The organism is Micromonospora sp. NPDC049282, from assembly GCF_043197045.1.
Taxonomy (GTDB): Bacteria; Actinomycetota; Actinomycetes; order Mycobacteriales; family Micromonosporaceae; genus Micromonospora.
The window spans coordinates 103,449-124,033 of record NZ_JBICSL010000002.1 but is presented as its reverse complement, the minus strand read 5'-3'; the positions used below and the strand labels follow the sequence as shown (position 1 = coordinate 124,033).

Here is a 20,585-nt window from a genome sequence, read left to right as displayed (position 1 = left end):
CCGGCCTCAGTCGTCGCCGGGCACGGCCATCTCACCCAGGAGCGCCCAGTCGTCCTGCGGCACGGTCGTGTTGACGATCCGGGGCGTCTCGGCCAGGTGCGGCGGCAGCGTGCGCTGCGCCTCGCGGAAGTGCGCCGACTGTACGTGCGCCGCGCCGGCCTGGTCGTCGCGGAACGCCTCGACCAGCACGTACTCGGTCGGGTCGTCCAGGCTGCGGGACCAGTCGAACCACAGGCAGCCGGGCTCGGCCCGGGTCGCGGCGGTGAAGTCGGCGGCGATCTGCGGCCAGCGGTCCGCGTCGGCCGGCCGGACCCGGAACTTGGCGGTGATGAAGATCATGGGTAGAGGCTAGCCTGGCGCGGTGACCGTCTACGCCCTCGCGCAGCTCACCGTCCACGACCGGGCGCGCTACGACCGGTACGTCGCCGCCTTCCTGCCGGTGCTGGCCCGGCACGGCGGCCGGCTGCTCGCCGCCGACACCGCCCCGCGGGTGGTGTCCGGCGACTGGCCGCACGACAAGGTGGTCCTGTTGTCCTTCGACAGCCGGGAGGACTTCGAGCGCTGGTCGGCCTCGCCGGAATACCGGGAGATCGCCCGTGACCGGGAGGCGGCCACCGACGGGGTGCTCCTGCTGCTCGACGGGATCGGCCACGCCTGGCCCGCCTGACCGGCACGCCGATCCGCCGGCGTCGAGTTAAGGTGGGGTGTCCCCGAGAATCGGAGTGATCATGGCAGGTGACGACGACATCTCCGGGTGAGAGCCCCGGACGGCCGCCGACGCGCGCATCCCGCGCCGTCGCCGCGGCCCCCCCCTCGTCGTCCCCTGCCCAACGCCGAGCGCCGAGTCGCGCTCCGGCGCTCCCTCTCCGAGGTCGATCATGTCCGACGCATACGTCGTCAGCTCCGCTCTCTCCTTCTCCTGGCCGGACGACACCCCGGTCTTCACCGACCTGTCCTTCTCCGTGCCCGGCGGCCGGACCGGTCTGGTGGCGCCCAACGGCACCGGTAAGACCACGTTGCTGCGGCTGATCGCCGGCGAGCTGCGCCCGACGGCCGGCACGGTCACCGTCGACGGTGTGCTCGGCTACCTGCCGCAGCACCTGCCCTTCGCCGTGGACCAGACCGTGGCACAGGTCCTCGGCGTCGACCGGGCCATCGCCGCGCTGCACGCGATCGAGGCCGGCGACGCCCGCGAGGAGCACTTCACCGCCGTCGGCGACGACTGGGACGTCGAGGAGCGCACCCACGCCGAGCTGGACCGGCTGGGGCTGGGCGAGCTGGCGCCGGACCGCCGCCTGGGCACCCTCAGCGGCGGCCAGGTGATCTCCCTGGGCCTGGCCGCGCAGCTGCTGCGACGCCCGGACGTGCTGCTGCTCGACGAGCCGACGAACAACCTCGACGAGGCGGCCCGGGAGCGGCTCACCGCGGTGCTGCGCGGGTGGACCGGCTGCCTGCTGGTGGTCAGCCACGACCGGGCGCTGCTCGACGAGATGGACCGCATCGCGTCGCTCGAGCCCGGCGAGATCCGCTGGTACGGCGGCAACCACACCGCCTACGAGCAGGCCGTGAGCGCCGAGCGTGAGGTCGCCGAACGGCAGGTCCGCAGCGCCGAACAGGACCTGAAGCGGCAGAGGCGCGAGCTGCAGCAGGCCCGGGAACGCGCCGCCCGCCGCGCCTCCACGGCCGCGCGGAACCTGCCCGACGCCGGGCTGGCCCGGATCGTCGCCGGCGGCCTCAAGCGGGACGCGCAGGTCTCGGCCGGCCGGGCCGCCGAGACGCACGCCGCCCGCGTCGGCGACGCGCAGGCCCGGCTGGACCAGGCCAGCCGGGCTGCCCGCCAGGACGACCGGATCGTGATCGACCTGCCCGACACCGCCGTGCCGGCCGGCCGGACGGTCTTCCACGGCGAGCGGCTGCGCGCCGAGTACGACGGCCGTGCGGTGTTCGCCGGCAACGGCATCGACCTGATCGTCCGGGGGCCGGAACGGATCGCGCTCACCGGCGACAACGGCGCCGGCAAGTCCACGTTGCTACGCCTGGTCAGCGGCGACCAACCGCCGGTCTCCGGCACCGCCACCCGGGTCGAGGGCCGGGTGGCCTACCTGTCGCAACGACTGGACCTGCTCGACCCGGCGCGGACCGTCGCCGAGAACCTGGCCGCGTTCGCGCCCGGGCTCGCCGACGCCGAGCGGATGAACCTGCTGGCCCGGTTCCTGTTCCGGGGGGACCGGGCGCACCTGCCGGTACGGGTGCTCTCCGGCGGTGAGCTGTTGCGGGCCACCCTGGCCTGCGTGCTGAACGCCTCGCCGGCCCCGCAGCTGCTGCTGCTCGACGAGCCGACCAACAACCTCGACCTGGACAGCGTCGCGCAGCTGGAGAGCGCGCTCGGCGGATATCGGGGGGCGATGCTCGTGGTCAGCCACGACCCGCGGTTCCTGGCCGCGATCGGGGTGGACCGGTGGCTGCGACTGGCCGACGGCACGCTGGTCGAGGCCGGCGCCCCGGAGGCGGCTGGCTAGTCTGCCGGCATGGCAGATCCATTCCGGGTGCGTGTCACCGTGCGCGGGTACGAGCTCGACACCCAGGGGCACCTCAACCAGGCGGTCTATCTCCAGTACGCCGAGCACGCCCGCTGGGAGTGCCTGCGCGCCGCCGGGATCGCCCAGGACCGGTTGCTCGCCGGCGGCGTCGGGCCGGTCGCCCTGGAGGTGACCGTGCGCTACCTGCGGGAGCTGCGCGGCGGCGACGAGGTCGACGTCACCTGCGAGTTCCGTTGGGGCGAGGGGAAGACGTTCGGGATCGTGCAGGACTTCACCCGCCCGGACGGCAGCCCGGTCGCCTCGGTGACCGGGGTGGGCGGCCTGCTCGACCTGTCGGCCCGGCGGCTGGTGCCCGAGCCGCGAGAGCGGTTCCGGGCGCTGGCCGCCGACCCGGCGCCGATGAGCCTGTGAGCCGCCCCGGCCGCCGCGACGACCGGGCCCGGCGGGACGGGAGGCGTCGGATCAACCTGGGCGGCGTCCCCATGCCGAGATCAGCGGCGCGAGGGTGAGATCGAGCTCGCCGGCCTCGACGGCGGCCAGGTGCGCGTCGATCTCGGCGTCGTCGGCCAGCCCGGCCGCGAGCAACTCGGGGCGGACCATCCGCACCGTCGCGGCCTCCAGCCGGTCGCAGGCCACCCCGCCGACCGGGAAGCAGCCGGCCGCCGTCACGTCGACCAGGCCCGCCGTGCGCAACGCCCGGGGCAGCGTACGGCCGAAGCGCAGATCGGCGCCGCGCCGGGTCATCAACTCCCGGACCGCGCGCCGCAGCCGGTTGGCCCGCCGCTGCGCCGGGCCGACCTCGTCGAGGCAGGCCAGCGGTTGCAACTCGGTGTCGGCGTCCTCCACCAACAGCCACCCGCCGGGCCGCAGCGCCGCCACCATCGTCGCCAACGCGCGGGCCGGGTCGGGCACGTGCACGAGCACGAGCCGCGCGTGCACCAGGTCGAACGTGCCAGGCTGCGGCGGCGGGTCCCGGACGACGTCGTGCCGGCGCACCTCGTACCCGCCGCGCGGATCCAACCAGGCCGGATCGATGTCCGTGGCCAGCACGTGACCGGTCGGGCCGACGGCCCTGGCCAGCGCCTCGGGGAGGCTGGGGCCGCCGGCGCCGACGTCCCAACAGCGCCAGCCCGCCCGCACCCCGAGCCGCTCGACGTGTCCACGCGTGACCCCGTCGAACAGCTCGGCCAACCAGGTGAACCGCTCGCCCGCCTCGACCCGGGCGTTGTCCAGCAGGTAGCGGTGATCCGGGCCCGGCTCGGGCGGAGGGTCGACGGCGGGCTGCGTTGCGTTCATCGGCCCATCTTCACGCCCGAGCGGGCGCGATGTCAGCCGCCGGCGCGCAGGTAGGCGAGCACGGCCAGCACCCGGCGGTTGGTGTCGTCGTCCGGCGGCAGGTCCAGCTTGGCCAGGATGTTGCCGACGTGCTTGCCGACCGCGGCCTCGGTGACGTGCAGCCGGGCCGCGATCGCGGCGTTGGAGTGCCCCTCGGCGACCAGTCCGAGCACCTCCCGCTCACGCCGGGAGAGCGCGTCGAGCGGGTCGCGCGGGCGGCGCAGCAGGTGCCGCACCACGTCCGGGTCGACGGCCGTGCCGCCGGCGGCCACCCGGCGCAGCGTGTCGGCGAACTCGGCGACGTCGGCGACCCGGTCCTTGAGCAGGTAGCCGACCCGCCGGCCGTCGCCGCTGTCCAGCAACGCCGACGCATACCCGCTCTGCACGTGCTGGCTCAGCACCACCACGGCGAGGTCCGGCCGCTCCGCGCGCAGCGTGACCGCCGCGCGCAGGCCGTCGTCGCGGTGCTCCGGCGGCATCCGGATGTCGGTCACCACCAGGTCGGGCCGGTGGGCCCGGACCGCGTCCACCAGCGCCGGGGCGGAACCGACCGCGGCGGCCACCGCGAAGCCGAAGCGGGTCAACAGGCCGACCAGGCCCTCGCGGAGGAGGACCTCGTCCTCGGCCAGCACGACCCGGGTCACGGACGGCACGGCAGCTCCACCCGCACGACTGTAGGCCCGCCGGGCGGACTGGCCAGCAGCAACCTGCCGTCCACCGCGGCCACCCGGTCGGCGAGCCCGGTCAGGCCGGTGCCGCGGGCCGGGTCGGCGCCGCCCCGGCCGTCGTCCTCGACCTCCACCACCAGCCGGCGGTCGGTCCGGGTCAAGCGCACCTCGGCCCGGGTCGCCCCGGCGTGCTGGGCCACGTTGCCCAGCGCCTCGGACACCACGTACCAGGCGGTGGTCTCGACCAGCTCCGGCACCGGGCGGGACAGCTCCGCGCGCACGGTGACCGGGACCACCGACCGGGCGGCCAGGTCGCCGACCGCGCCGGCCAGCCCCAGCTCGGTGAGCTGCCGCGGGCGGATGCCCTGGACGATGCCGCGCATCGTCACCATCAGCTCCTTGGCCTGCTCGTGCGCCGCGTCGAGCGGCCGTGCGGCCGGTGAGTCGTCCGGCACGTCGAGGCGGGCCAGCCCGAGCTGGAGGGTGAGGCTGGTCAGGCGCGGCTGCGCGCCGTCGTGCAGGTCCCGCTCGATGCGGCGGCGTTCCGCCTCGTAGGCGCCCATCAGGCGGGCCCGCGACCGGGTCACCTCGCGCAGCGCCGCGGCGTCGGGCGCGCCGTCGAGCAGCCACCGGGCCACCGCCGCCTGGCCGGCGACCAGCAGACCGGCGAGGTAGACCAGCGCCGGCGCCACGAGCACGCCGGCGACGGCGTACGGGACCGCCGCGGCCGGTGTGTCGACAGTGGTCCAGACCAGCACGATCCGTTCCCCGTGACCGGTCAGCCACGGCCCGGCGACCAGCGCGACGTCGAGCAGCACGAGCAGGCCGAACGTCCCGTAGCCCAGCGGCACCACGGTCGCCAGCCAGGCGGCGTACGCGACCTCCCGCCACGCGGCGGCGCTGGTCCAGCGGGCGACCACGCCGCGCCGGAGCGGGCCGGGCAGCGGCCGGTCGTCGACCAGGCCGAGCCGCCACCGCTCGACCGCCGCCACCGGCGCGCTCGCCAGCGGGGCGACGGCGAGCGCGGCCAGCGCCACCACGGCGAGCACGGCCAGCACCGGCACGTCGACCGGCCGGCCCCGCCGCAGCGCGCTCGCCACCAGCAGCACCGGCGCGGCGACCACGGACCACGCGACCGCCAGGACGCCGGCGACCGGCAGGGTGGTCACGGCGTACGCCAGGGCGCGCCAGGGCCAGGCGGAGAGCGGGTAACGGCGGCGGCGCAACGCCCCGGCCAGGTGCGACGGCTGAGTCATGGTCTGACGCTAGCCAGCCGGCAGCCGGCCGGCCCAGCCGTCCAGGCCCCGCATCGGGGTGGGCCTGGCCCTACCCCGGACCGGCCCGCCACGCCCCGTGCGCGCGGCCGGGGGACGGCGGTCGACTCGACGGATGACTCGTGACCGTCTCACCGCGGCCTGCTGGCTGCTCGCCACCGCGCTGTTCCTGACCGCCAACGTCGTGGTCGGGCTGGCCTGGCGGGAGCCCCGCTTCCGATGGACCGAACACAACATCAGCGACCTGGGCAACGTCGGGTGCGGCCTGTGGGACACCAGCCGACCACGGCTCGTCTGTTCGCCGTGGCACCCGGCGATGAATGTCGCCCTCGTCGCCGTCGGAGTGTTGCTCGCGGCCGGCGTCCTGGCCGGCCGGACCGCGTTCGGCCGGGGGCGGTCCGCGCACCTGGCCCGGGCGTGCGTCCTCGCGGCGGCCGGCGGGTACGTGCTGGCCGGCTGCTATCCGGCGGACGTGGACGAGAACCGGCACGTGCTGGGCGCGGTGCTGATCTTCGTGCTGGGCAACGTGGGCCTGCTCGCCGCGGCGCCTGCCGTCCGCCCGGCCGGGCTGGGCGACCTGCGGAGCGCCGGTCTGGTTCTCGGCGTGGCCGGGCTGGTGGGCACCGCGCTGTTTCTGGCCCGGGTCGACGTGGGCATCGGAGTGGGCGGCATGGAACGGTTCGCCGTCGCGCCGCTGTTCGGCTGGGTGTCGTGGGCGGGCCTGCGCGTGCTCCGGGAGTGTCGGCGGCGCCTATCCTGAACGGGTGGAGCTGGCGTTCAGCGGCGAGGTGTGGTTCTGGCGCGGCCCGGCGCCCTACCACTTCGTCACCGTGCCCGACGAGCAGTGCGCGGCGCTGGAGGCCGCCGCCGCGTCGGTCACCTACGGCTGGGGCATGATCCCGGTGGGCGTCCGGATCGGCGGCACCGACTGGCGCACGTCGCTGTGGCCGAAGGACGGACGCTACGTGGTGCCGCTGCGGGTGGCGGCGCGCCGGGCGGAGGGGATCGAGCTGGGCGACCGGGTGGACGTCCGGCTGACGGTGGACGTGTGACCGCCGAGGACCTGGCGCGGGCGGGCCGGTTGCTCGCCGCCGCGACCCGACCGGTGGTGTTCACCGGCGCCGGCATGTCGGCCGAGAGCGGCGTACCGACGTTCCGGGACGCGCAGACCGGCCTCTGGCAGCGGTACGACCCGAGCCGGCTCGCCACGCCGGCCGCGTTCCACGCCGACCCGGCCCTGGTCTGGGGCTGGTACGAGGGTCGGCGGCACGGGGTGCGCCGGGCCGAGCCGAACCCGGGACACCGGGCGGTGGCCGCGATCCAGGCCCGGCTTCCCGGCACCGTCGTGATCACGCAGAACGTCGACGACCTGCACGAGCGGGGTGGTGTCACCTCCGCGGTGCGGCTGCACGGCAGCCTGTTCGCGCCCCGCTGCTCGGCCTGCGCCCACCCGGCGCCGGTGCCCGGTGACGCGGAGCCGCCACCGGAGGGGCCGCTCGACCCGCCGGCCTGTGCGCGCTGCGCCGCCCCGGTCCGGCCGGGCGTGGTGTGGTTCGGTGAGGCGCTGCCGGAGGAGGCGCTGGGGGCGGCGGTCGAGGCGGCGTCCCGCTGCGACCTCCTGCTCACCGTCGGCACCTCCGCGCTGGTCCACCCGGCCGCCGAGATCCCGCTGGTGGCGGCCCGCCTCGGCGCGCCCGTGGTGCAGGTGAACCCGGACCGGACGCCACTGGACGCGGTCTGCGCGGTCAACCTGCGCGGTCGCGCCGGCGACGTGCTGCCCGCGCTGGTCCGGGCCGCCTGGCCGGACGATTCCGGCGACTGACCGGCGCCCGTTCGGCGTGATCGGCCGAATCGCCCGACCGGCCCGGCCCGGGCCGCCTACCGTCGGCTGGTCGCCGTCGCCGCGGACCGGCAGGGGCGCGCCCGGGAGTGGGCCGGCCTGATCGCCACGGTACCGATGATCGTGCTGTTCTTCCTGGCCCAGCGGCACTTCGTGGAGGGCATCGCGGCTACCGGGCGCAAGGGGTGAGCGTCAGCTGTCGCGCGGCGCCCGCTTGGGGAAGACGGTGTAGGCCACCGGCCAGAACACCAGCCAGGCCGCCATGGCGAGGGTGAGGCGGGCGGCCCACGCCCACAGCTCCTCGGTCCGCTCGGCGTCGCCGACCAGCGCGATGCCGCCGAGCAGCACGGCGCAGGCGACCGCCCAGCCGAGCATGCCCTTGCCCCACTCCCGCCACTCGTGCCGGGCCCGGGCCCACCCGTAGCGCGGCGCCCGGCGCGGCGGCGGTCCGCCGGCGAACCGGTGCGCGAACCGCTCGTCGGCCCAGCGCACCATGCTGTGCCCGAACGCGACCGAGAAGCCGAGGTATGCGGCGGCGAGGCCGTGGGCGAACGTGGCGGTGCCGCCGCCGCGCAGGTCGATGATCGTGGCGGCCAGCAGGACGAGGTCGACGGCGGGCACGGCGAGCAGCAGGGCGGCGCCGAGGCGGGGCCGGCGCAACGGATACCGGGCGACCAGTCCGGCGGCCAGGAACAGCCAGAACGCCACCTCGCACGCGACGATGACTCCGATGAGCACCTGACCTCCCCGTTTTAGTACGCTGTGCGACAACAACCCTAGCAACCGCCGTCCATCAGCCGTAGGAGGTGCCCGTGCCCAAGATCGTCGACCATGACGCCCGCCGCGCGGAGCTGGCCGAGGCGATGTGGCGGGTGGTCTACCGCGACGGCGTCGGCGCGGCCACGGTGCGCAGCATCGCCGCCGAGGCCGGCTGGTCGCCCAGCGCCCTGCGGCACTACTTCGCCACCCAGACCGAGCTGCTGGTCTTCGCCATGGAACACGTGATGGCCAAGGCGACCGAGCGGTTCACCGCCGACCACCGCACCGGCGCCACCCGCGACGTCGTCCAGGGGATGCTGGAGGAGCTGCTGCCGCTGGACCGGCAGCGCGTCCGGGAGGCCGAGGTGTGGCTGCTGCTCGCCGCCCGGGCCCAGGTCGACCCCACCGCCCGGGACCGGATGACCGAGGCCGACGACGGCGTACGCCGCGCCGCCGAGGTCGCCGTCGCGCTACTCACCGGGGAGCAACCGGCCGACGACGCGGCGACCGCCCGGCTGCACGCCCTGCTCGACGGCCTCACCCTGCACGCGCTGCTGCACCCCGACCGGATGCCGCCGCGACGGCTGCGCGAACTGCTCGCCGCGCACCTCGACCAGCTCGCCCGCCGCGGGTTGCCGGCAGACCCCGGATAGGGTCGGTCCCGTGCGGACCAAGCAGGAGCTGTCGGCGGCGATCCGGGAACGACGGCGGGCGGCGCTGGTGGTCAACGCCCACTCCCGCCGGGGACGCCGGCTCTACGACACCGTCCACACGCGCCTGCGCGCGGCCGGGTTCACGCTGCTCGGCGCGTATCCCGTGGACCGGCCGGGCGAGCTGGACCGGGCGCTGGCCGAGGCGGCCGACCTCGGCCCGGACCTGCTGGTCACCGGCGGCGGCGACGGCACGATCGGGGCGGCCGCCCGGCTGCTCGCCCACCGCGACGTCGCCCTGGGCCTGCTGCCACTGGGCACCACCAACAACTTCGCCCGCACCGTCGGCGTCCCGCTCGACCTCGACGCGGCGGTCGCGGTGCTCACCGGCGGCAAGGTGATCGACGTCGACCTGGGCCTGATCGGCGACACCCGGTTCACCAACCACGTCGGGATCGGCCTGTCCGCCGACATCATGCTGGCCGCACCGCCCCGGCTGAAGCGCGCCGTGGGCCGGCTGGCCTACCCGCTGACCGCGCTCGGGCTGCTGGCCCGGCACCGGCCGCTGCGCGTGACCGTCCGCGCCGAGGGGCGGGACCACGCGTTCACCACCCACCAGGTGTACGTGGCCAACGGCGGGTTCCACGCCGGGCGGCCGATCACCGCCGACGCCACCGCCGACGACCGACTGCTGGTCGCGTACCCGGTGGGTGGGGCGAGCCGGCGCGGGCTGCTGCGCGAGACGGCGCGCAACGCCACCGCCGGTCGCCGCCGCACGCTCGGCGACGAGCCGTTCCTGGCCGTCCGCCAGCTCTGGCTGGAAACCGACCGGCCGGCCCGCATCGAGGTCGACGGCGAGCCGTACGGCCAGACGCCGGCGCGCATCGGCCTGGACCCGAACGCGCTGCGGCTGATGGCCCGGGCGGACAGCCCGGACCACTGACCGTTCACACCGGGCGGTCCTCGTCGGGCAGCGGAACCTCCTGGTTCTGCTCCAGCGCGTCGGCCGGGTTCAGGTCGTCGCGGACCGACTCGCCCAGGCCGGCGCGTCCGCTCGGCGGGCGCAGCACACCCTGCTCGGCCAGGTCGCCCTCGGCCGCCTCGGGCACGGCGTCCGCCACCCGCTCGGGCGGGCCGACGACCCTCTGGTCCTGCCGCTGCTCCTGGGCGTCGGCCTCCGGCGGGCGGCGCAGCGCGTCCTCGCTCATCGCGCCGCCCTCACGCCGGGCGCCGTACGAACGGCGCGCTCCGGTCGGCCACCTCGCCGTACTCGGCCGGGAGCTGGGCGACGGCCTGCGCGTAGGCGGCCGGGTCGAGCGCGTCGCGCAGCACGTCGAATACGGCGGTCACCCCGTCCCGGGCCGCCTCGGCGTCGACGTCCGCGCGCCCGCCGACCCGCGCCACGAACTCGTCGAGCCCGAACGGCTCGGCGGCCTCGGCCGGGCCGAACGCGTACGCCCGCAGCGCCTCCGGGAGCCGGTCGGCCAGGTCGCGGGCCTCCCCGCCGTCGATCCGCTCGGCCAGCGTGGTCAACGTGGCCCGGGTGACCGCGGCGGCCTGCTCCGCGGACGCCCCGCAGCGCGTGGCCACCGCGCCGATGAACTGGTCCTGGTCCATCTCGCCGCCTCCCTCTGCCGGGACAGCGGGATTCCCGCGCTCGGGCGGCGCAAACGGGCCGGCGGCGTGGCTCAGGCGACCCGGGGCACCGGAACGGCCAGCCGGTGCGTGGTGCCGCTGATCTCCCCGGTGCGCTCCACCGCCGGGTCGGTCGGCGCGTCCACCGCCGGCGGGGCCGCGCCGGACCCGCGATCGGCGTCGTCGCGCACGGCGGTGAGCAGGGTCAGCAGCCGGTCGACGTCCGTCTCGGCCAGGCGGAACGAGCCGCGACACCGCGGGCCGCTCCAGAGCGACAGCACCACCGCGCCACGGTCGGGATGGAAGCTGACCCGCAGCGTCCGGTCCTCGCCGCGCAGGTCGGTGAACAGGTCACCGAAGGCGGGCATCGGTCGTACCTCTCCCATCGACCAAGGATGCCCCACCGCCGGCCGGCTCGGAAGGCCCCAGGTGCCGCGCGGCGCGGCCGGGAGTAGCGTGCACCGCGAACCCGCAGCGAGGAGGTCCGGACAGTGCCGCCGACGATCGTGGACGTGCCCACCCCCGACGGAACGGCGGACGCCTACCTGGCCCGGCCCGACTCCGGCGGGCCGTTCCCGGGCGTCCTGCTGTTCATGGACGCGTTCGGGCTGCGCCCCCGGCTGGCCGAGATGGCCGAGACGATCGCCACCCGCGGCTACGTCGTGCTGGTGCCCAACCTGTTCCACCGCGCCGGCCGGACCCGGCCGGTCGACATGTCCGCCCTGGCCGACGACAGCCGGCGTGCCGAGCTGTTCGCGCGGGTCGGGCCGATGATCGGCGCGCTGACGCCGGAGACGGTGGCCCGCGACACCGCCGCCTACCTCGACTTCCTCGCCGCCCAGCCGGACGTCGCGCCCGGCCCGGCCGCGATCACCGGCTACTGCATGGGCGGCACGAACGCGCTGCGGGCGATCGAGGCCCACCCGGACCGGATCGCCGCGGTGGCGGCCTTCCACGCCGGGCGGGTGGTCACCGACGCGCCGGACAGCCCGCACCTGGGGGTGGGGGCGGTGACCGGCGAGCTCTACTTCGGCCACGCCGACCAGGACGCGTCGATGACCGCCGAGCAGATCGCCGTGCTGGAGAAGGCGCTGGACGCGGCCGGTGTCACCTACCACTCGGAGGTCTACCGGGGCGCCCACCACGGCTACACCCAGTCCGACACCCCGATGTACGACGAGCGGGCCACCGAGCGGCACTGGAGCGCGCTGTTCGATCTGCTGGAACGCACGTTCCGGGGCTGACCCGGCCGGCCCGACCGGCCACAATGGTGCGGTGGACGCGCACCTGCTGCCGATGATCGCCGCCGAGCGGCGCCGCACGGCCGACCTGATCGACTCACTCACGCCGGCCCAGCTCGACACGCCCAGCCTCTGCGGCGCGTGGACCGTGCGCGAGGTCGCCGGGCACCTCGTGTCGCCGCTGGTCGAGCCGCCGTGGCGGCTGCTGCCGCTGCTGGTGGGCGCCGGTTTCCGACCGCACGTGGCGAACGCGCGGCTGGCCCGGCGGGTGTCCCGGCGTCCCCCCGGCGAACTGGCCGCCGCGCTGCGCGCACACGCCGAGCACCGGTTCCGCCCGCCCGTGGTCGGCTGGTTCGGCCAGCTCACCGACCTGCAGGTGCACGGGCAGGACATCCGCCGCCCGCTCGGCCTCCCCGCCGACCTGGACCCGGACCGGCTGCGGATCTCGCTGGACTTCCTGACCGGCGGCCGGGCGATCGGGTTCGTCGACCGCCGCCGGGTCGCCGGGCTGCGGTTCGAGGCGACCGACCTGGGCTGGTCGGCCGGGGACGGGCCGGTGGTGCGCGGCACGGGCGACGCGCTGCTGCTCGCGTTGACCGGCCGCCGGGCGGCGCTGGCCGACCTCGCCGGCGACGGCGTGGCGAGGCTGGCCGCCCGCTGACCCGTCCGCCGGCGTCGGGCCCGCAGGCCAGCGGGGCGCAACTGGCACCTGCCACCGCCGGCCCGGCTGGTTAGCGTCGGCCCATGGACATCGACCACACCGCGCCGGCCGGGCGGTTCGCCGCCCTGACCACCGCCCACGTCGCCGACGCCTGCCTGCGGGCCGGGGTGCCGGTCCGCTGCGCCCCGGCCGCCGTACGCCCGGTGCGGGCCGGGTGGCGCCTGGCCGGGCGGGTGCGGCCGGCCCGGCACACCGGCAGCGTCGACGTGTTCCTGGAGGCGATCGACCGGGCGTCGGAAGGAGACGTGCTGGTGGTCGACGACGGCGGGCGCACCGACCGGGCCTGCGTCGGGGACCTGGTCGTGCGGGAGGCCCAGGCCGCCGGCCTGGCCGGTCTGCTGGTGTGGGGCGCGCACCGGGACACCGCGGACCTGACGGCGGTCGGGTTGCCCGTGTTCAGCGTCGGCGTCACCCCGACCGGCCCGCTGGAGCTGGGCCCCGCGCCGGCCGGGGCCCTGGACTCGGCGCGGGTCGGCCCGTGGACGGTCGGCCCCGGCGATCTGGTCCTGGCCGACGACGACGGGGCCCTCTTCGTGCCCGCGGACCGCGCCGGCGAGCTGCTCGACCTGGCCGGATCCATCCGGGACACCGAGCGGCGGCAGGCCGACCGGATCGCGGCCGGCGAGTCGCTGCGCACGCAGGTCGGGTTCGGCGACTACCTGGCCGCCCGGGCGGCCGACCCGACGCTGACGTTCCGGGCGCACCTGCGCGCGGTGGGCGGCGCGATCGAGGAGTGAGGCTCAGTCGCCGCGGGCCCACAACGCCAGGCGGACCCGGTTGGGGCTGCCGGTCTTGGTCATCAGGCTGGTGATGTGGGTCTTCACCGTGGTCACGCCGATGTGCAGCCGCTCCCCGATCTCGGTGTTGGACAGCCCTTCCGCGACCAGGCCGAGCACGTCCTGCTCGCGGGCGGTCAGCTCGGCCGTGCGCCGGGGCGCGTCGGCCCGGGCGTGCACCGCCCGCCGGACCAGCCGGCGCAGCACCTCCGGGCTGAACGGGCTGTCCCCGGCGGCGGCCCGGCGAACGCCGTCGAGCAGGTCGGCCGGCGGCGCGTCCTTGAGCAGGAAGCCGCAGGCGCCCGCGGTCAGCGCCGGGTAGAGGTGGTCGTCGTCGCCGAACGTGGTGAGCACCATGATCCGGGTGGCGGGCCGGTCGGCGAGGATCCGGCTGGTCGCGCTGATCCCGTCCACGCCGGGCATCCGCAGGTCCATCACCACCACGTCCGGGCGCAGGCGGGCGGCCAGGTCGACCGCGTCGCGGCCGTTGTCGGCCTCGCCGACGACCTCGAGGTCGGGCTGGGCGTCGCAGAGCATCCGCAGGCCGGCCCGGATGAGGTGCTGGTCGTCGACCAGCAGCACCCGGATCACGCCGGCTCCGGCGTGGCCGGCCGGGGCAGGGGCGCCGGCATCCCGACCGAGACCCGCTCCGGCCCGGCCGCCGGCAGGACGGTACGCACCCGCCAGCCGTACCCGGTCGGTCCGGCCTCCAGCCGCCCGCCGAGCACCTCCACCCGCTCCCGCATCCCGACCAGGCCGTGGCCGCCGCCGGACGGCACGCCGGCCGGGGCGGCGCCGCGCCCGTCGTCGGACACCGCCCAGTGCACCGCGCCGTCCACCACCGACACGGTCAGTCGGGCCTGGGCCGCCGCGCCCGCGTGCTTCGCCACGTTCGTCAACGCCTCCTGGGTCAGGCGCAGCACCGCCTGGCCGCGGACCGCGTCCAGCGTGCCGACGGCCGCGTCCACGTCGGCCTCCACCACCACCCCCGCCTGCCGGGCCCGGTCCACCGCGGCGCCGATCGCCGCCGGCAGCGCCGCCGGCTCGATCACGGTCAGCGCCGCGTCCCCTCGCACGCCGTCCGGGTCACGCAGCACCGCGACCAGCCGGCGCAGGTCGGTCAGCGCCGCCGTGCCGGTGCCGTGCACGTCGTCGAAGACCTCACCCACCCGGGGGTCCAGGTCCGGCAGTACGTGCCGGGCGACCCCGACCCGCAGCACCATAGACGCGACGTGGTGGGCGAGCACGTCGTGCAGTTCACGGGCGATGGCGCTGCGCTCGTCGGCGCGGGCGGCCCGGCTCTCCGACTCGCGCCGGCGCTGCTCCGCCGCGGCCCGTTCCTCGGCCTGCCGGCCCAACTCCCGGGTGGTCCGCACCACCAGCCCGAGCAGCAACGGCAGGCCGACCGTGACGGCCAGTCCGAACACGCCGCTGAGCGCCTGCCGGATCGGGTCGTCGATCACGTGACTCACGTCGATCGCGGCCACCAGCCCGGCCGCCAGCCAGAACGTCCGGGGCCGGGCGGCCCGCATGGTCAGCTCCAGCAACGCCCAGCTCGCGCCGACCTGGTTGATCGTCACGTCGTCGACCAACGGGAGCGCCGCCACCAGCAGGGCGGACTGGAGCAGCAGGTTCAGCAGCGGCCGGCGGTGGCACAGCAGCGCGACCGCGAACGCCGCGAGCGCGAGCAGCCACTGCGTTCCCGTCGGCCCGGGTCGGCCGTGCGCGCCGACGACCAGGTAGCCGACGCCACTCAGATCCAGCAGCAGCATCCGCGCGAGCGTGTCCCGCGCGTCGAACAACCGTCCCACCCAGCCCACCACGCCAGCCTAGGCAACGGCGGCGGCCGGAGCCACCGGCCGCCGCCACCGTGGGCGGAGTCCGAGGTGGACGGCCAGGCCGACCGGGCCCAGCAGGATGGTGAGCACCAGCACCGGGGCGGTGAGCAGGGCCGGGATGCCCCGTTCCCGGGCGTCGGAGAAGATCCAGCGCCCGACGAAGAGGTCGAAGCCGATCATGTGGGCCCAGGCCGCCGCCGCGCCGTCGGCGGTGCCGAGCAGGTCCCGCAGTCCGTCCAGGGTGGGCGCGGTGACCACCGGCAGCACGGCGCCGAGCGCCGGCAGCACCAGGAGCGCGTACACCAGCAGGACCGGAGCCACGATCAGCGGTGAGCCGACGATCCGTGCGGTCCAGGACCAGCGGGGCACCAGGATCATCAGCGCCCAGAACGGGGCGGCGAGGGCGAACGTCAGGCCGAACAGCGTGCCGCTCATCCGACAAGTGCCATACCTGCGCGCCGGGACCGGCGGGCCAGCACCAGACCGGCGGCCGTCACGGTGACCAGCACCAGCGCCGCCGCCACGGTCAGGGTGAGCCCGTCCGGGCGCGACACCGGCTGCCCGCGCAGCGCCTGCCAGGTGAGCAGCAACGTGAGAGCGGCGTAGGCGACGCCGCCGACGAGCACCAACCGGGCCCGGGTCACCTCGTCCAGCCGGGCGCCGAGGAACCGGTCGAGCAGGATCGCCAGCAGCGGCAGCGCCTGCAACGCGTGCAGCCCGACGAAGTGCCCGACGCGCAGGTCGCCGCCGGTGGTGCTCCAGCCGACCAGCGGCAGTCCGGGTCCGCCGTCCGGCACGCCGACGCTGTGCGCGCCGCTGATCCCGGCCGGCGCGCCGGCCGGCCGCTGCGCCACCATCAGGAACGCGACAAGCATGCCGAGCAGCGACACGCCGAGGCCGAGGCGCACCGCGTACCCGCCGGCCCGGTCCGGCGTGCGCCGTCGCAGCAGCACGACCGCGAGCACGGCCTGGGCCAGGAAGAGCACCAGGATCGCCGCGCCCATCACGTCGAACAGCGCCGCGTTCAGTCCGGTGGTGGTGTTGAAGTGGCTGGTGGTGCCGCGGAGCACCTGGGCGACGATGATGACCATTTCCAGCACCGCCACGGCCACGAGCACGGTGGCGGCCCGCTCGGCGAGCCGGCTGCGTCTCGGCAGCAGGGACAGCATCCAGGCGAGGGTGACGCCGTAGATCACGAACGAGATCGCGAACTTCAACGGCTTGAGCCAGGCAGGGGCGCCGGTGAGCACCCGGGGGTCGGCCACGACGCCGACCGCGGCGACGACGGTGAGCACCGCCATCGCGGACACGAGGAGCATCAGGGGGCGGTGCCATCCGGCCGCCCGGTTCCACACGGTAGTCATGCCTGTAGATGCTGGTGGCCGGTGGCGCCGGTCGCGCCCGACCGGAGGCCGCGGTCACGGCCACCGGTGGGAGCCGCGTCTCCTACCGGGGGAGGAGACGCTCAGTCGGGCAGCCGGGGCATCTCCACGCCGGGATCGCGGCCGAGCAGCACCCCACGGGTCAACGCCCGGGAGCCGAACCGATCCCGTACGGCGTCGACCGCGGCGTCCGACGCCGGCCCCGGCTCGGCGGTGAACGGCAGGGTGAGCTGCGTGTGCCCGCCGTCCAGGTTGCCCACCGAGACGCCCAGCAGGGTGACGCCGCGCCACTCGATCTGCGGCAGCGCGGCGCGCAGCAGCGCCCGGGCGACGGCCCGCAGCGGGGCGGTCTGCGCGGTCGGCTTGTCGAGGGTGGGCGAGCGGGTCGCCCGGGTGTAGTCGGCGAAGCGCAGCCGCAGCGTCACCGTCCGGCCGGTGCGCCGGGCGTCGCGCATCCGCCCGGTCACCCGGTCGACCAGCCCGGCCGGCACCGCGTCCAGCTCGGCGGCGGAGTGCGGCTCGCGGCCCAGCGCGTGCTGCGCGCCCATCGAGGACCGGCGGCGACCCACCTGCACCGCACGGGGGTCACGGCGCCTGTTCGGTGGGCGCGGGCTGACCTGCCCGGACAGCGGCCGGCCGGCGGGAGAGAGCCCCGCCGGCCGGCCGTGCGCGTCACCGCCCGTAGACCTCGAACTCGTAGAGCGAGAACCCGTACGAGGTGGCCCGCTTGACCCCGTACACCCGCACGTAGCGGGCGGAGACCGGGGCGAAGGTGGCGTTGTCGACACCGCCGTTACCGGTGGTGGTGGCGAACACCGGCGTCCAGGAGGCGCCGTCGCCGGAGACCTCGATCCGGTACGACGTGCCGTACGCCGACTCCCAGCGCAGCACCGCCCGGCTGACCGTACGGGCCGCGCCGAGGTCGACCCGGAGCCACTGGTTGTCGTTGTAGCTGCTGGCCCACCGGCTGCCCAGGCTGCCGTCGACCGCCTTGTCCGGGGTGTAGCTGGTCAGGAACTGGGTGCTCGACGCGGTGGCCGGGCGACCCTGGGCCAGGTTGGTGACGTCGTCGCCCCGGCGCGCCGGGAACGACACCACCTGCTGGTAGGTGGGCCGGTTCTGCCAGGCGATCAGCGGGTGGGTGATGCCGCCCAGCCCGGACTGGGCGATCGAGTCGGCGCACCACTGGTCGCCGGCGGAGCAGGACTTGTCGCCGGGGTAGACCGTGGTGGCCGGCACCGCGGCGGCCTGGCCGAGCGCACCGAGCAGCGCCGTCCGGCAGGCGGCAAGGTTGCCGTTGCCGCAGTACGCGCGCCCCAGCCCGCCCGCGACCGGGTCGCCGAGCACGGTGCGCACGTCCTTGTCGACGTAGCCCCACCAGCCGTACTGGAACGACGAGCCCTTGTGCGCCTGGCCCTGCAGCGCCCAGCTCGCGGCGCCGTCGCGCCCGCCGTTCTGCCCGCCCGACGGCGCCTCGTTCACCTCGATGGCGTCCACCAGCGCGCCGTACAGGTCCGGTCCGAGGACGGGGCGGAACTCCGCCGAGGCCAGCAGCGGCCACCAGGCGTCGAAGATCCGGATCGCGTCGGCGTGCTGGTAGACCTTCGAGCCGGGGGACGTCTCCACCCGCCGGGAGCCGGCCTGCTGCCAGGCCCGCAGCTTGCCGATCGCGTCGGCGAGCGCCGGGTCGGTGACCGGCGCGCTGTCCAGCACCCGCAGCAGGTCGCCGAGGACCTGCTGGCCGCGCAGGTCGGTCACCGCCGCGTCCGCCATGATCTTCACGACGTCGGCGCGGCCGAGCTTGCGCTGGGCGATCGCGGCACGCACCGGGCCGTCCAGCAACTGACCCCGGTGTACGGAGCCGAAGCTGAAGTTGCCGTCCGCCGCCCCGAAGTCCCGCGCCTGCTTGTTGTTCCAGCTCACGTAGTAGTCCTGGTTGACCGACTGCGGGTGCGCCGAGGACGGGGCGTAGCCGGCGTCGTTGGTGTCCGGGTTCCAGCCGACCCACTCGTACGCCGGCTCGGCCTTCGCCGGCAGGTTCGGGTCGGTGACGGACGACCGGACCGGGTTCGCGCCCGAGTTGTAGTACGCCGCCTCGGTCGAGTTGACGTAGAACCAGTTGAACGCGTAGCCGACGCTGCCCGCGGACGCCTGGAACGCCGCCGCGCTGCCCATCGCCGACGGGTCGTTGAAGGCCTGGAAGCCGATCGCCGAGTCCGCCTCGTGCCGGTAGGTGGAGCGCAGCTTGGTGAACGCGGTGGGCTGCCCGTTCACCAACCCCCGGTAGGCCACCAGCCCGTACTTCGTGCGCAGCGCGCGCAGCGTGTAGGAGCCGGCCGGGGTGGAGTCGGCAAGCGTCGGCGACCAGGAGTTGCGCTGCTCCAGCGCCTCCATGGCGAGGCACTGCCCGTGGTAGAGGTAGCGGTTGGTGCGCAGCGTCGGCGTGCTGCCGTCGGTGGTGCACAGCGGCACCGCGTACGTGTCGGTCAGGTCCTGCGAGGCCGACGTCGCGCTCCACGCGTAGTCCTGGCCGCGACCGAGCAGCACGTAGAGGTTCAACCCGGCGAACGCGGCGCCGCGGGCGCTGATCCCCGGCCCCTGCAACTCCTGGAGCATCAGCAGTTGCGGGGCGAAGTAGCCGGTCTGCGGGCCGAACACGGCCACCGGGTTGCCGGTGGTGGTGTGCCGGCCGGAGACCACCACGGCGTTCGACATGCCGTGCGCGCGCAGGTTGGACAGGCCGCCGAGCAGGTCCTTGGTGGCGGTGCTGGAGCCGGTCCGGGCGGCGGCGCCGCCGCTCTGGTCGTAGGCGAGCGGCTCGGCCGTCACGGTGCCGGCGTCGGGCAGGACGGCGCTGGTCGCGCCGGGCGGAGTCGCGCCGTACGGGAAGCTCTGCCCGTCGTGCAGGGTGAGCACGGTCTCCGGGTCGTTCTGGGAGCGGAACGCCGCCCACACCTTGTCGCCCTCGGTGGCGCCGTACTTGGCCCGGGCGGCGACCCGGACCAGTGCGGACCGGACCTCGCTGCCGCCGCCTCCGCCGAACAGGCCGCCGATGACGCCGGCGGTGGCGATCAGGTCGGTCATGGTGAAGTGCTTCGGCTTGCCGGCGCCGGCGAGCACGTACTCGCCGGGGTAGTTGTCGTCGGCGATCGACCTGTCGATGTAGGCGTTGATGCCGGCGATGTAGTCGACGACGTCGGTGTAGAGCTGCTGGCCCCGGGCGCCCTTGGTGCGCAGCGCGTCCACCTGGGCCTGCAGGTCCGCCTCGGTGTACGGCGAGTTGGCCCAGACGCTCTGCTCCAGTTCCCGGTTGCCGGGGGCGCCGCCGGCGAACGAGCTGACGTTGCCGCGGCCGACGTGCCGCAGCAGGTCCATCACCCAGAGCCGGTCCTGGGCCCCGGCGTAGCCGGCGCCGAACATGGTGCCGCCGCGGGTGGTGCCGGTGACGTGCGGGACGCCGGTGGCCTTGTCCCGCACGATGGTGACGTCCGAGCGGGGCGAGACGGTGCTCTCGACCTGCGCGGCGGGGACGCCGAACGAGGAGTCGTTGTAGAAGCTGGCGATCTGCTCGTCGGTCAGCCCGGCGTAGTTGTAGACCAGGTTCGCGTACTCGTCGAGCTGGTCGCTGGAGTGCGCCGGGCGGGTGCCGAGCGTCTGGTGGGCCAGGATCGCGACGAGCGTGGCGTTGCCGTTCTGCCCGGGCGGCAGGATGTCGGCGCACTGGCCGAGGCAGTAGTCGTTCGGGGCGAACGTGCTGGCCGCGAGCGCCGGTGAGGGCGGGGTGACGGTCAGCACGCTCGCGGTCAGGGCGGCGGCGGTGAGTGCCGCGAGCCGGGCGCGGAGTGGGCGACGGGGCATGGCGATTCCTCCGGGGACGCGGAGTCGGGCCTTCGGTACGCCCGGCGGGTCGGTGCCGACGTCTCGCC

25 protein-coding genes are annotated in these 20,585 nt (G+C 75.7%); 11 read left to right on the top strand and 14 right to left on the bottom strand.

Features of this window, described 5'->3' with window-relative positions:
- Positions 1-6 precede the first annotated feature (6 nt).
- On the bottom strand, positions 7-339 hold the full coding sequence (locus tag ACGFI2_RS04385) for a putative quinol monooxygenase (RefSeq protein ID WP_393510453.1): 333 nt from the start codon (positions 337-339) through the stop codon (positions 7-9).
- 22 nt (positions 340-361) lie between these two features.
- On the opposite strand from ACGFI2_RS04385, the gene ACGFI2_RS04380 reads away from it, so the two are divergent.
- The 3 genes from ACGFI2_RS04380 to ACGFI2_RS04370 all read left to right on the top strand — a co-directional run bounded on the left by ACGFI2_RS04380 (position 362) and on the right by ACGFI2_RS04370 (position 2,951).
- Entirely contained in the window at positions 362-667 is a 306-nt protein-coding gene (locus tag ACGFI2_RS04380) for a DUF1330 domain-containing protein (protein ID WP_393510450.1), read from the top strand.
- 211 nt (positions 668-878) lie between these two features.
- Positions 879-2,519, top strand: a complete 1,641-nt coding sequence (locus ACGFI2_RS04375) for an ABC-F family ATP-binding cassette domain-containing protein (RefSeq protein ID WP_393510447.1) — start codon at positions 879-881, stop codon at positions 2,517-2,519.
- Between the two features lie 9 nt (positions 2,520-2,528).
- On the top strand, positions 2,529-2,951 hold the full coding sequence (locus ACGFI2_RS04370) for an acyl-CoA thioesterase (protein WP_393510445.1): 423 nt from the start codon (positions 2,529-2,531) through the stop codon (positions 2,949-2,951).
- A 51-nt stretch (positions 2,952-3,002) separates the two neighbouring features.
- Here ACGFI2_RS04370 and ACGFI2_RS04365 read toward each other — a convergent pair whose 3' ends face one another.
- The 3 genes from ACGFI2_RS04365 to ACGFI2_RS04355 are packed head-to-tail and all read right to left on the bottom strand — an operon-like array spanning position 3,003 to position 5,799.
- Positions 3,003-3,836: a methyltransferase domain-containing protein gene (locus tag ACGFI2_RS04365; protein ID WP_393510442.1), complete on the bottom strand. Its 834-nt coding sequence runs from the start codon at positions 3,834-3,836 to the stop codon at positions 3,003-3,005.
- Between the two features lie 32 nt (positions 3,837-3,868).
- Entirely contained in the window at positions 3,869-4,528 is a 660-nt protein-coding gene (locus ACGFI2_RS04360; RefSeq protein WP_393510440.1) for a response regulator, read from the bottom strand.
- A complete protein-coding gene (locus ACGFI2_RS04355; RefSeq protein WP_393510437.1) occupies positions 4,516-5,799 on the bottom strand; it encodes a histidine kinase in 1,284 nt (427 codons plus the stop codon). Before ACGFI2_RS04355 ends, ACGFI2_RS04360 begins: the two co-directional genes overlap by 13 nt.
- A 133-nt stretch (positions 5,800-5,932) precedes the next feature.
- Here ACGFI2_RS04355 and ACGFI2_RS04350 point away from each other — a divergent pair, with 133 nt between their 5' ends.
- The 3 genes from ACGFI2_RS04350 to ACGFI2_RS04340 are packed head-to-tail and all read left to right on the top strand — an operon-like array spanning position 5,933 to position 7,639.
- The gene (locus ACGFI2_RS04350; RefSeq protein ID WP_393510433.1) at positions 5,933-6,577 is read left to right on the top strand and encodes a DUF998 domain-containing protein; all 645 of its coding nucleotides are present in this window, start codon (positions 5,933-5,935) and stop codon (positions 6,575-6,577) included.
- Between the two features lie 4 nt (positions 6,578-6,581).
- The gene (locus ACGFI2_RS04345; protein ID WP_393510430.1) at positions 6,582-6,869 is read left to right on the top strand and encodes a DUF1905 domain-containing protein; all 288 of its coding nucleotides are present in this window, start codon (positions 6,582-6,584) and stop codon (positions 6,867-6,869) included.
- On the top strand, positions 6,866-7,639 hold the full coding sequence (locus ACGFI2_RS04340) for an NAD-dependent deacetylase (RefSeq protein ID WP_393510427.1): 774 nt from the start codon (positions 6,866-6,868) through the stop codon (positions 7,637-7,639). Before ACGFI2_RS04345 ends, ACGFI2_RS04340 begins: the two co-directional genes overlap by 4 nt.
- Positions 7,640-7,849: 210 nt before the next feature.
- Here ACGFI2_RS04340 and ACGFI2_RS04335 read toward each other — a convergent pair whose 3' ends face one another.
- Positions 7,850-8,395 (bottom strand): hypothetical protein, encoded by a 546-nt coding sequence (locus tag ACGFI2_RS04335; RefSeq protein WP_393510424.1) that lies wholly within the window; start codon positions 8,393-8,395, stop codon positions 7,850-7,852.
- Between the two features lie 74 nt (positions 8,396-8,469).
- Between ACGFI2_RS04335 and ACGFI2_RS04330 the strand changes: the two genes are divergently transcribed.
- Entirely contained in the window at positions 8,470-9,069 is a 600-nt protein-coding gene (locus tag ACGFI2_RS04330) for a TetR/AcrR family transcriptional regulator (protein ID WP_393510421.1), read from the top strand.
- Between the two features lie 10 nt (positions 9,070-9,079).
- Entirely contained in the window at positions 9,080-10,009 is a 930-nt protein-coding gene (locus ACGFI2_RS04325; RefSeq protein ID WP_393510418.1) for a diacylglycerol/lipid kinase family protein, read from the top strand.
- A gap of 4 nt (positions 10,010-10,013) precedes the next feature.
- Here the strand turns inward: ACGFI2_RS04325 and ACGFI2_RS04320 are convergent, their stop codons facing one another.
- The 3 genes from ACGFI2_RS04320 to ACGFI2_RS04310 form a co-directional block, all read right to left on the bottom strand.
- Complete coding sequence (locus ACGFI2_RS04320; RefSeq protein ID WP_393510415.1) at positions 10,014-10,274, bottom strand: hypothetical protein; 261 nt, start codon at positions 10,272-10,274, stop codon at positions 10,014-10,016.
- A gap of 10 nt (positions 10,275-10,284) precedes the next feature.
- Positions 10,285-10,683, bottom strand: a complete 399-nt coding sequence (locus tag ACGFI2_RS04315) for a DUF2267 domain-containing protein (protein WP_393510412.1) — start codon at positions 10,681-10,683, stop codon at positions 10,285-10,287.
- 71 nt (positions 10,684-10,754) lie between these two features.
- Positions 10,755-11,087 carry a hypothetical protein gene (locus ACGFI2_RS04310; RefSeq protein ID WP_393510409.1) on the bottom strand — a complete coding sequence of 111 codons (333 nt, stop codon included), beginning with the start codon at positions 11,085-11,087 and terminating at the stop codon, positions 10,755-10,757.
- 105 nt (positions 11,088-11,192) lie between these two features.
- On the opposite strand from ACGFI2_RS04310, the gene ACGFI2_RS04305 reads away from it, so the two are divergent.
- The 3 genes from ACGFI2_RS04305 to ACGFI2_RS04295 all read left to right on the top strand — a co-directional run bounded on the left by ACGFI2_RS04305 (position 11,193) and on the right by ACGFI2_RS04295 (position 13,400).
- Positions 11,193-11,945 carry a dienelactone hydrolase family protein gene (locus ACGFI2_RS04305; protein ID WP_393510406.1) on the top strand — a complete coding sequence of 251 codons (753 nt, stop codon included), beginning with the start codon at positions 11,193-11,195 and terminating at the stop codon, positions 11,943-11,945.
- Positions 11,946-11,976: 31 nt separating this feature from the next.
- Entirely contained in the window at positions 11,977-12,603 is a 627-nt protein-coding gene (locus ACGFI2_RS04300; RefSeq protein WP_393510403.1) for a maleylpyruvate isomerase family mycothiol-dependent enzyme, read from the top strand.
- 83 nt (positions 12,604-12,686) lie between these two features.
- The gene (locus ACGFI2_RS04295; RefSeq protein WP_393510401.1) at positions 12,687-13,400 is read left to right on the top strand and encodes an RraA family protein; all 714 of its coding nucleotides are present in this window, start codon (positions 12,687-12,689) and stop codon (positions 13,398-13,400) included.
- Between the two features lie 3 nt (positions 13,401-13,403).
- Here the strand turns inward: ACGFI2_RS04295 and ACGFI2_RS04290 are convergent, their stop codons facing one another.
- The 6 genes from ACGFI2_RS04290 to ACGFI2_RS04265 form a co-directional block, all read right to left on the bottom strand.
- Positions 13,404-14,030 carry a response regulator gene (locus ACGFI2_RS04290; protein WP_393510398.1) on the bottom strand — a complete coding sequence of 209 codons (627 nt, stop codon included), beginning with the start codon at positions 14,028-14,030 and terminating at the stop codon, positions 13,404-13,406.
- A complete protein-coding gene (locus ACGFI2_RS04285; protein WP_393510395.1) occupies positions 14,027-15,259 on the bottom strand; it encodes a sensor histidine kinase in 1,233 nt (410 codons plus the stop codon). Before ACGFI2_RS04285 ends, ACGFI2_RS04290 begins: the two co-directional genes overlap by 4 nt.
- Positions 15,260-15,268: 9 nt before the next feature.
- A complete protein-coding gene (locus ACGFI2_RS04280; protein ID WP_393510392.1) occupies positions 15,269-15,712 on the bottom strand; it encodes an ABA4-like family protein in 444 nt (147 codons plus the stop codon).
- Positions 15,709-16,641, bottom strand: a complete 933-nt coding sequence (locus tag ACGFI2_RS04275) for a hypothetical protein (protein ID WP_393510389.1) — start codon at positions 16,639-16,641, stop codon at positions 15,709-15,711. The genes ACGFI2_RS04280 and ACGFI2_RS04275 overlap by 4 nt, the downstream gene beginning before the upstream one ends.
- A gap of 101 nt (positions 16,642-16,742) precedes the next feature.
- Positions 16,743-17,207 (bottom strand): hypothetical protein, encoded by a 465-nt coding sequence (locus ACGFI2_RS04270; protein WP_393510386.1) that lies wholly within the window; start codon positions 17,205-17,207, stop codon positions 16,743-16,745.
- Between the two features lie 124 nt (positions 17,208-17,331).
- On the bottom strand, positions 17,332-20,517 hold the full coding sequence (locus ACGFI2_RS04265; protein ID WP_393510383.1) for a penicillin acylase family protein: 3,186 nt from the start codon (positions 20,515-20,517) through the stop codon (positions 17,332-17,334).
- Between the last annotated feature and the right edge of the window lie 68 nt (positions 20,518-20,585).

What these genes read in the sequence shown, in the direction of transcription:
- ACGFI2_RS04270 (WP_393510386.1), bottom strand. Translation starts at nt 17,207, where the DNA reads ATGGGCGCGCAGCACGCGCTGGGCCGCGAGCCGCACTCCGCCGCCGAG.
- ACGFI2_RS04310 (WP_393510409.1), bottom strand. Translation starts at nt 11,087, where the DNA reads ATGGGAGAGGTACGACCGATGCCCGCCTTCGGTGACCTGTTCACCGAC.
- ACGFI2_RS04375 (WP_393510447.1), top strand. Translation starts at nt 879, where the DNA reads ATGTCCGACGCATACGTCGTCAGCTCCGCTCTCTCCTTCTCCTGGCCG.
- ACGFI2_RS04355 (WP_393510437.1), bottom strand. Translation starts at nt 5,799, where the DNA reads ATGACTCAGCCGTCGCACCTGGCCGGGGCGTTGCGCCGCCGCCGTTAC.
- ACGFI2_RS04265 (WP_393510383.1), bottom strand. Translation starts at nt 20,517, where the DNA reads ATGCCCCGTCGCCCACTCCGCGCCCGGCTCGCGGCACTCACCGCCGCC.
- ACGFI2_RS04280 (WP_393510392.1), bottom strand. Translation starts at nt 15,712, where the DNA reads ATGAGCGGCACGCTGTTCGGCCTGACGTTCGCCCTCGCCGCCCCGTTC.
- ACGFI2_RS04365 (WP_393510442.1), bottom strand. Translation starts at nt 3,836, where the DNA reads ATGAACGCAACGCAGCCCGCCGTCGACCCTCCGCCCGAGCCGGGCCCG.
- ACGFI2_RS04385 (WP_393510453.1), bottom strand. Translation starts at nt 339, where the DNA reads ATGATCTTCATCACCGCCAAGTTCCGGGTCCGGCCGGCCGACGCGGAC.
- ACGFI2_RS04370 (WP_393510445.1), top strand. Translation starts at nt 2,529, where the DNA reads ATGGCAGATCCATTCCGGGTGCGTGTCACCGTGCGCGGGTACGAGCTC.
- ACGFI2_RS04275 (WP_393510389.1), bottom strand. Translation starts at nt 16,641, where the DNA reads ATGACTACCGTGTGGAACCGGGCGGCCGGATGGCACCGCCCCCTGATG.
- ACGFI2_RS04295 (WP_393510401.1), top strand. Translation starts at nt 12,687, where the DNA reads ATGGACATCGACCACACCGCGCCGGCCGGGCGGTTCGCCGCCCTGACC.
- ACGFI2_RS04350 (WP_393510433.1), top strand. Translation starts at nt 5,933, where the DNA reads ATGACTCGTGACCGTCTCACCGCGGCCTGCTGGCTGCTCGCCACCGCG.
- ACGFI2_RS04320 (WP_393510415.1), bottom strand. Translation starts at nt 10,274, where the DNA reads ATGAGCGAGGACGCGCTGCGCCGCCCGCCGGAGGCCGACGCCCAGGAG.
- ACGFI2_RS04315 (WP_393510412.1), bottom strand. Translation starts at nt 10,683, where the DNA reads ATGGACCAGGACCAGTTCATCGGCGCGGTGGCCACGCGCTGCGGGGCG.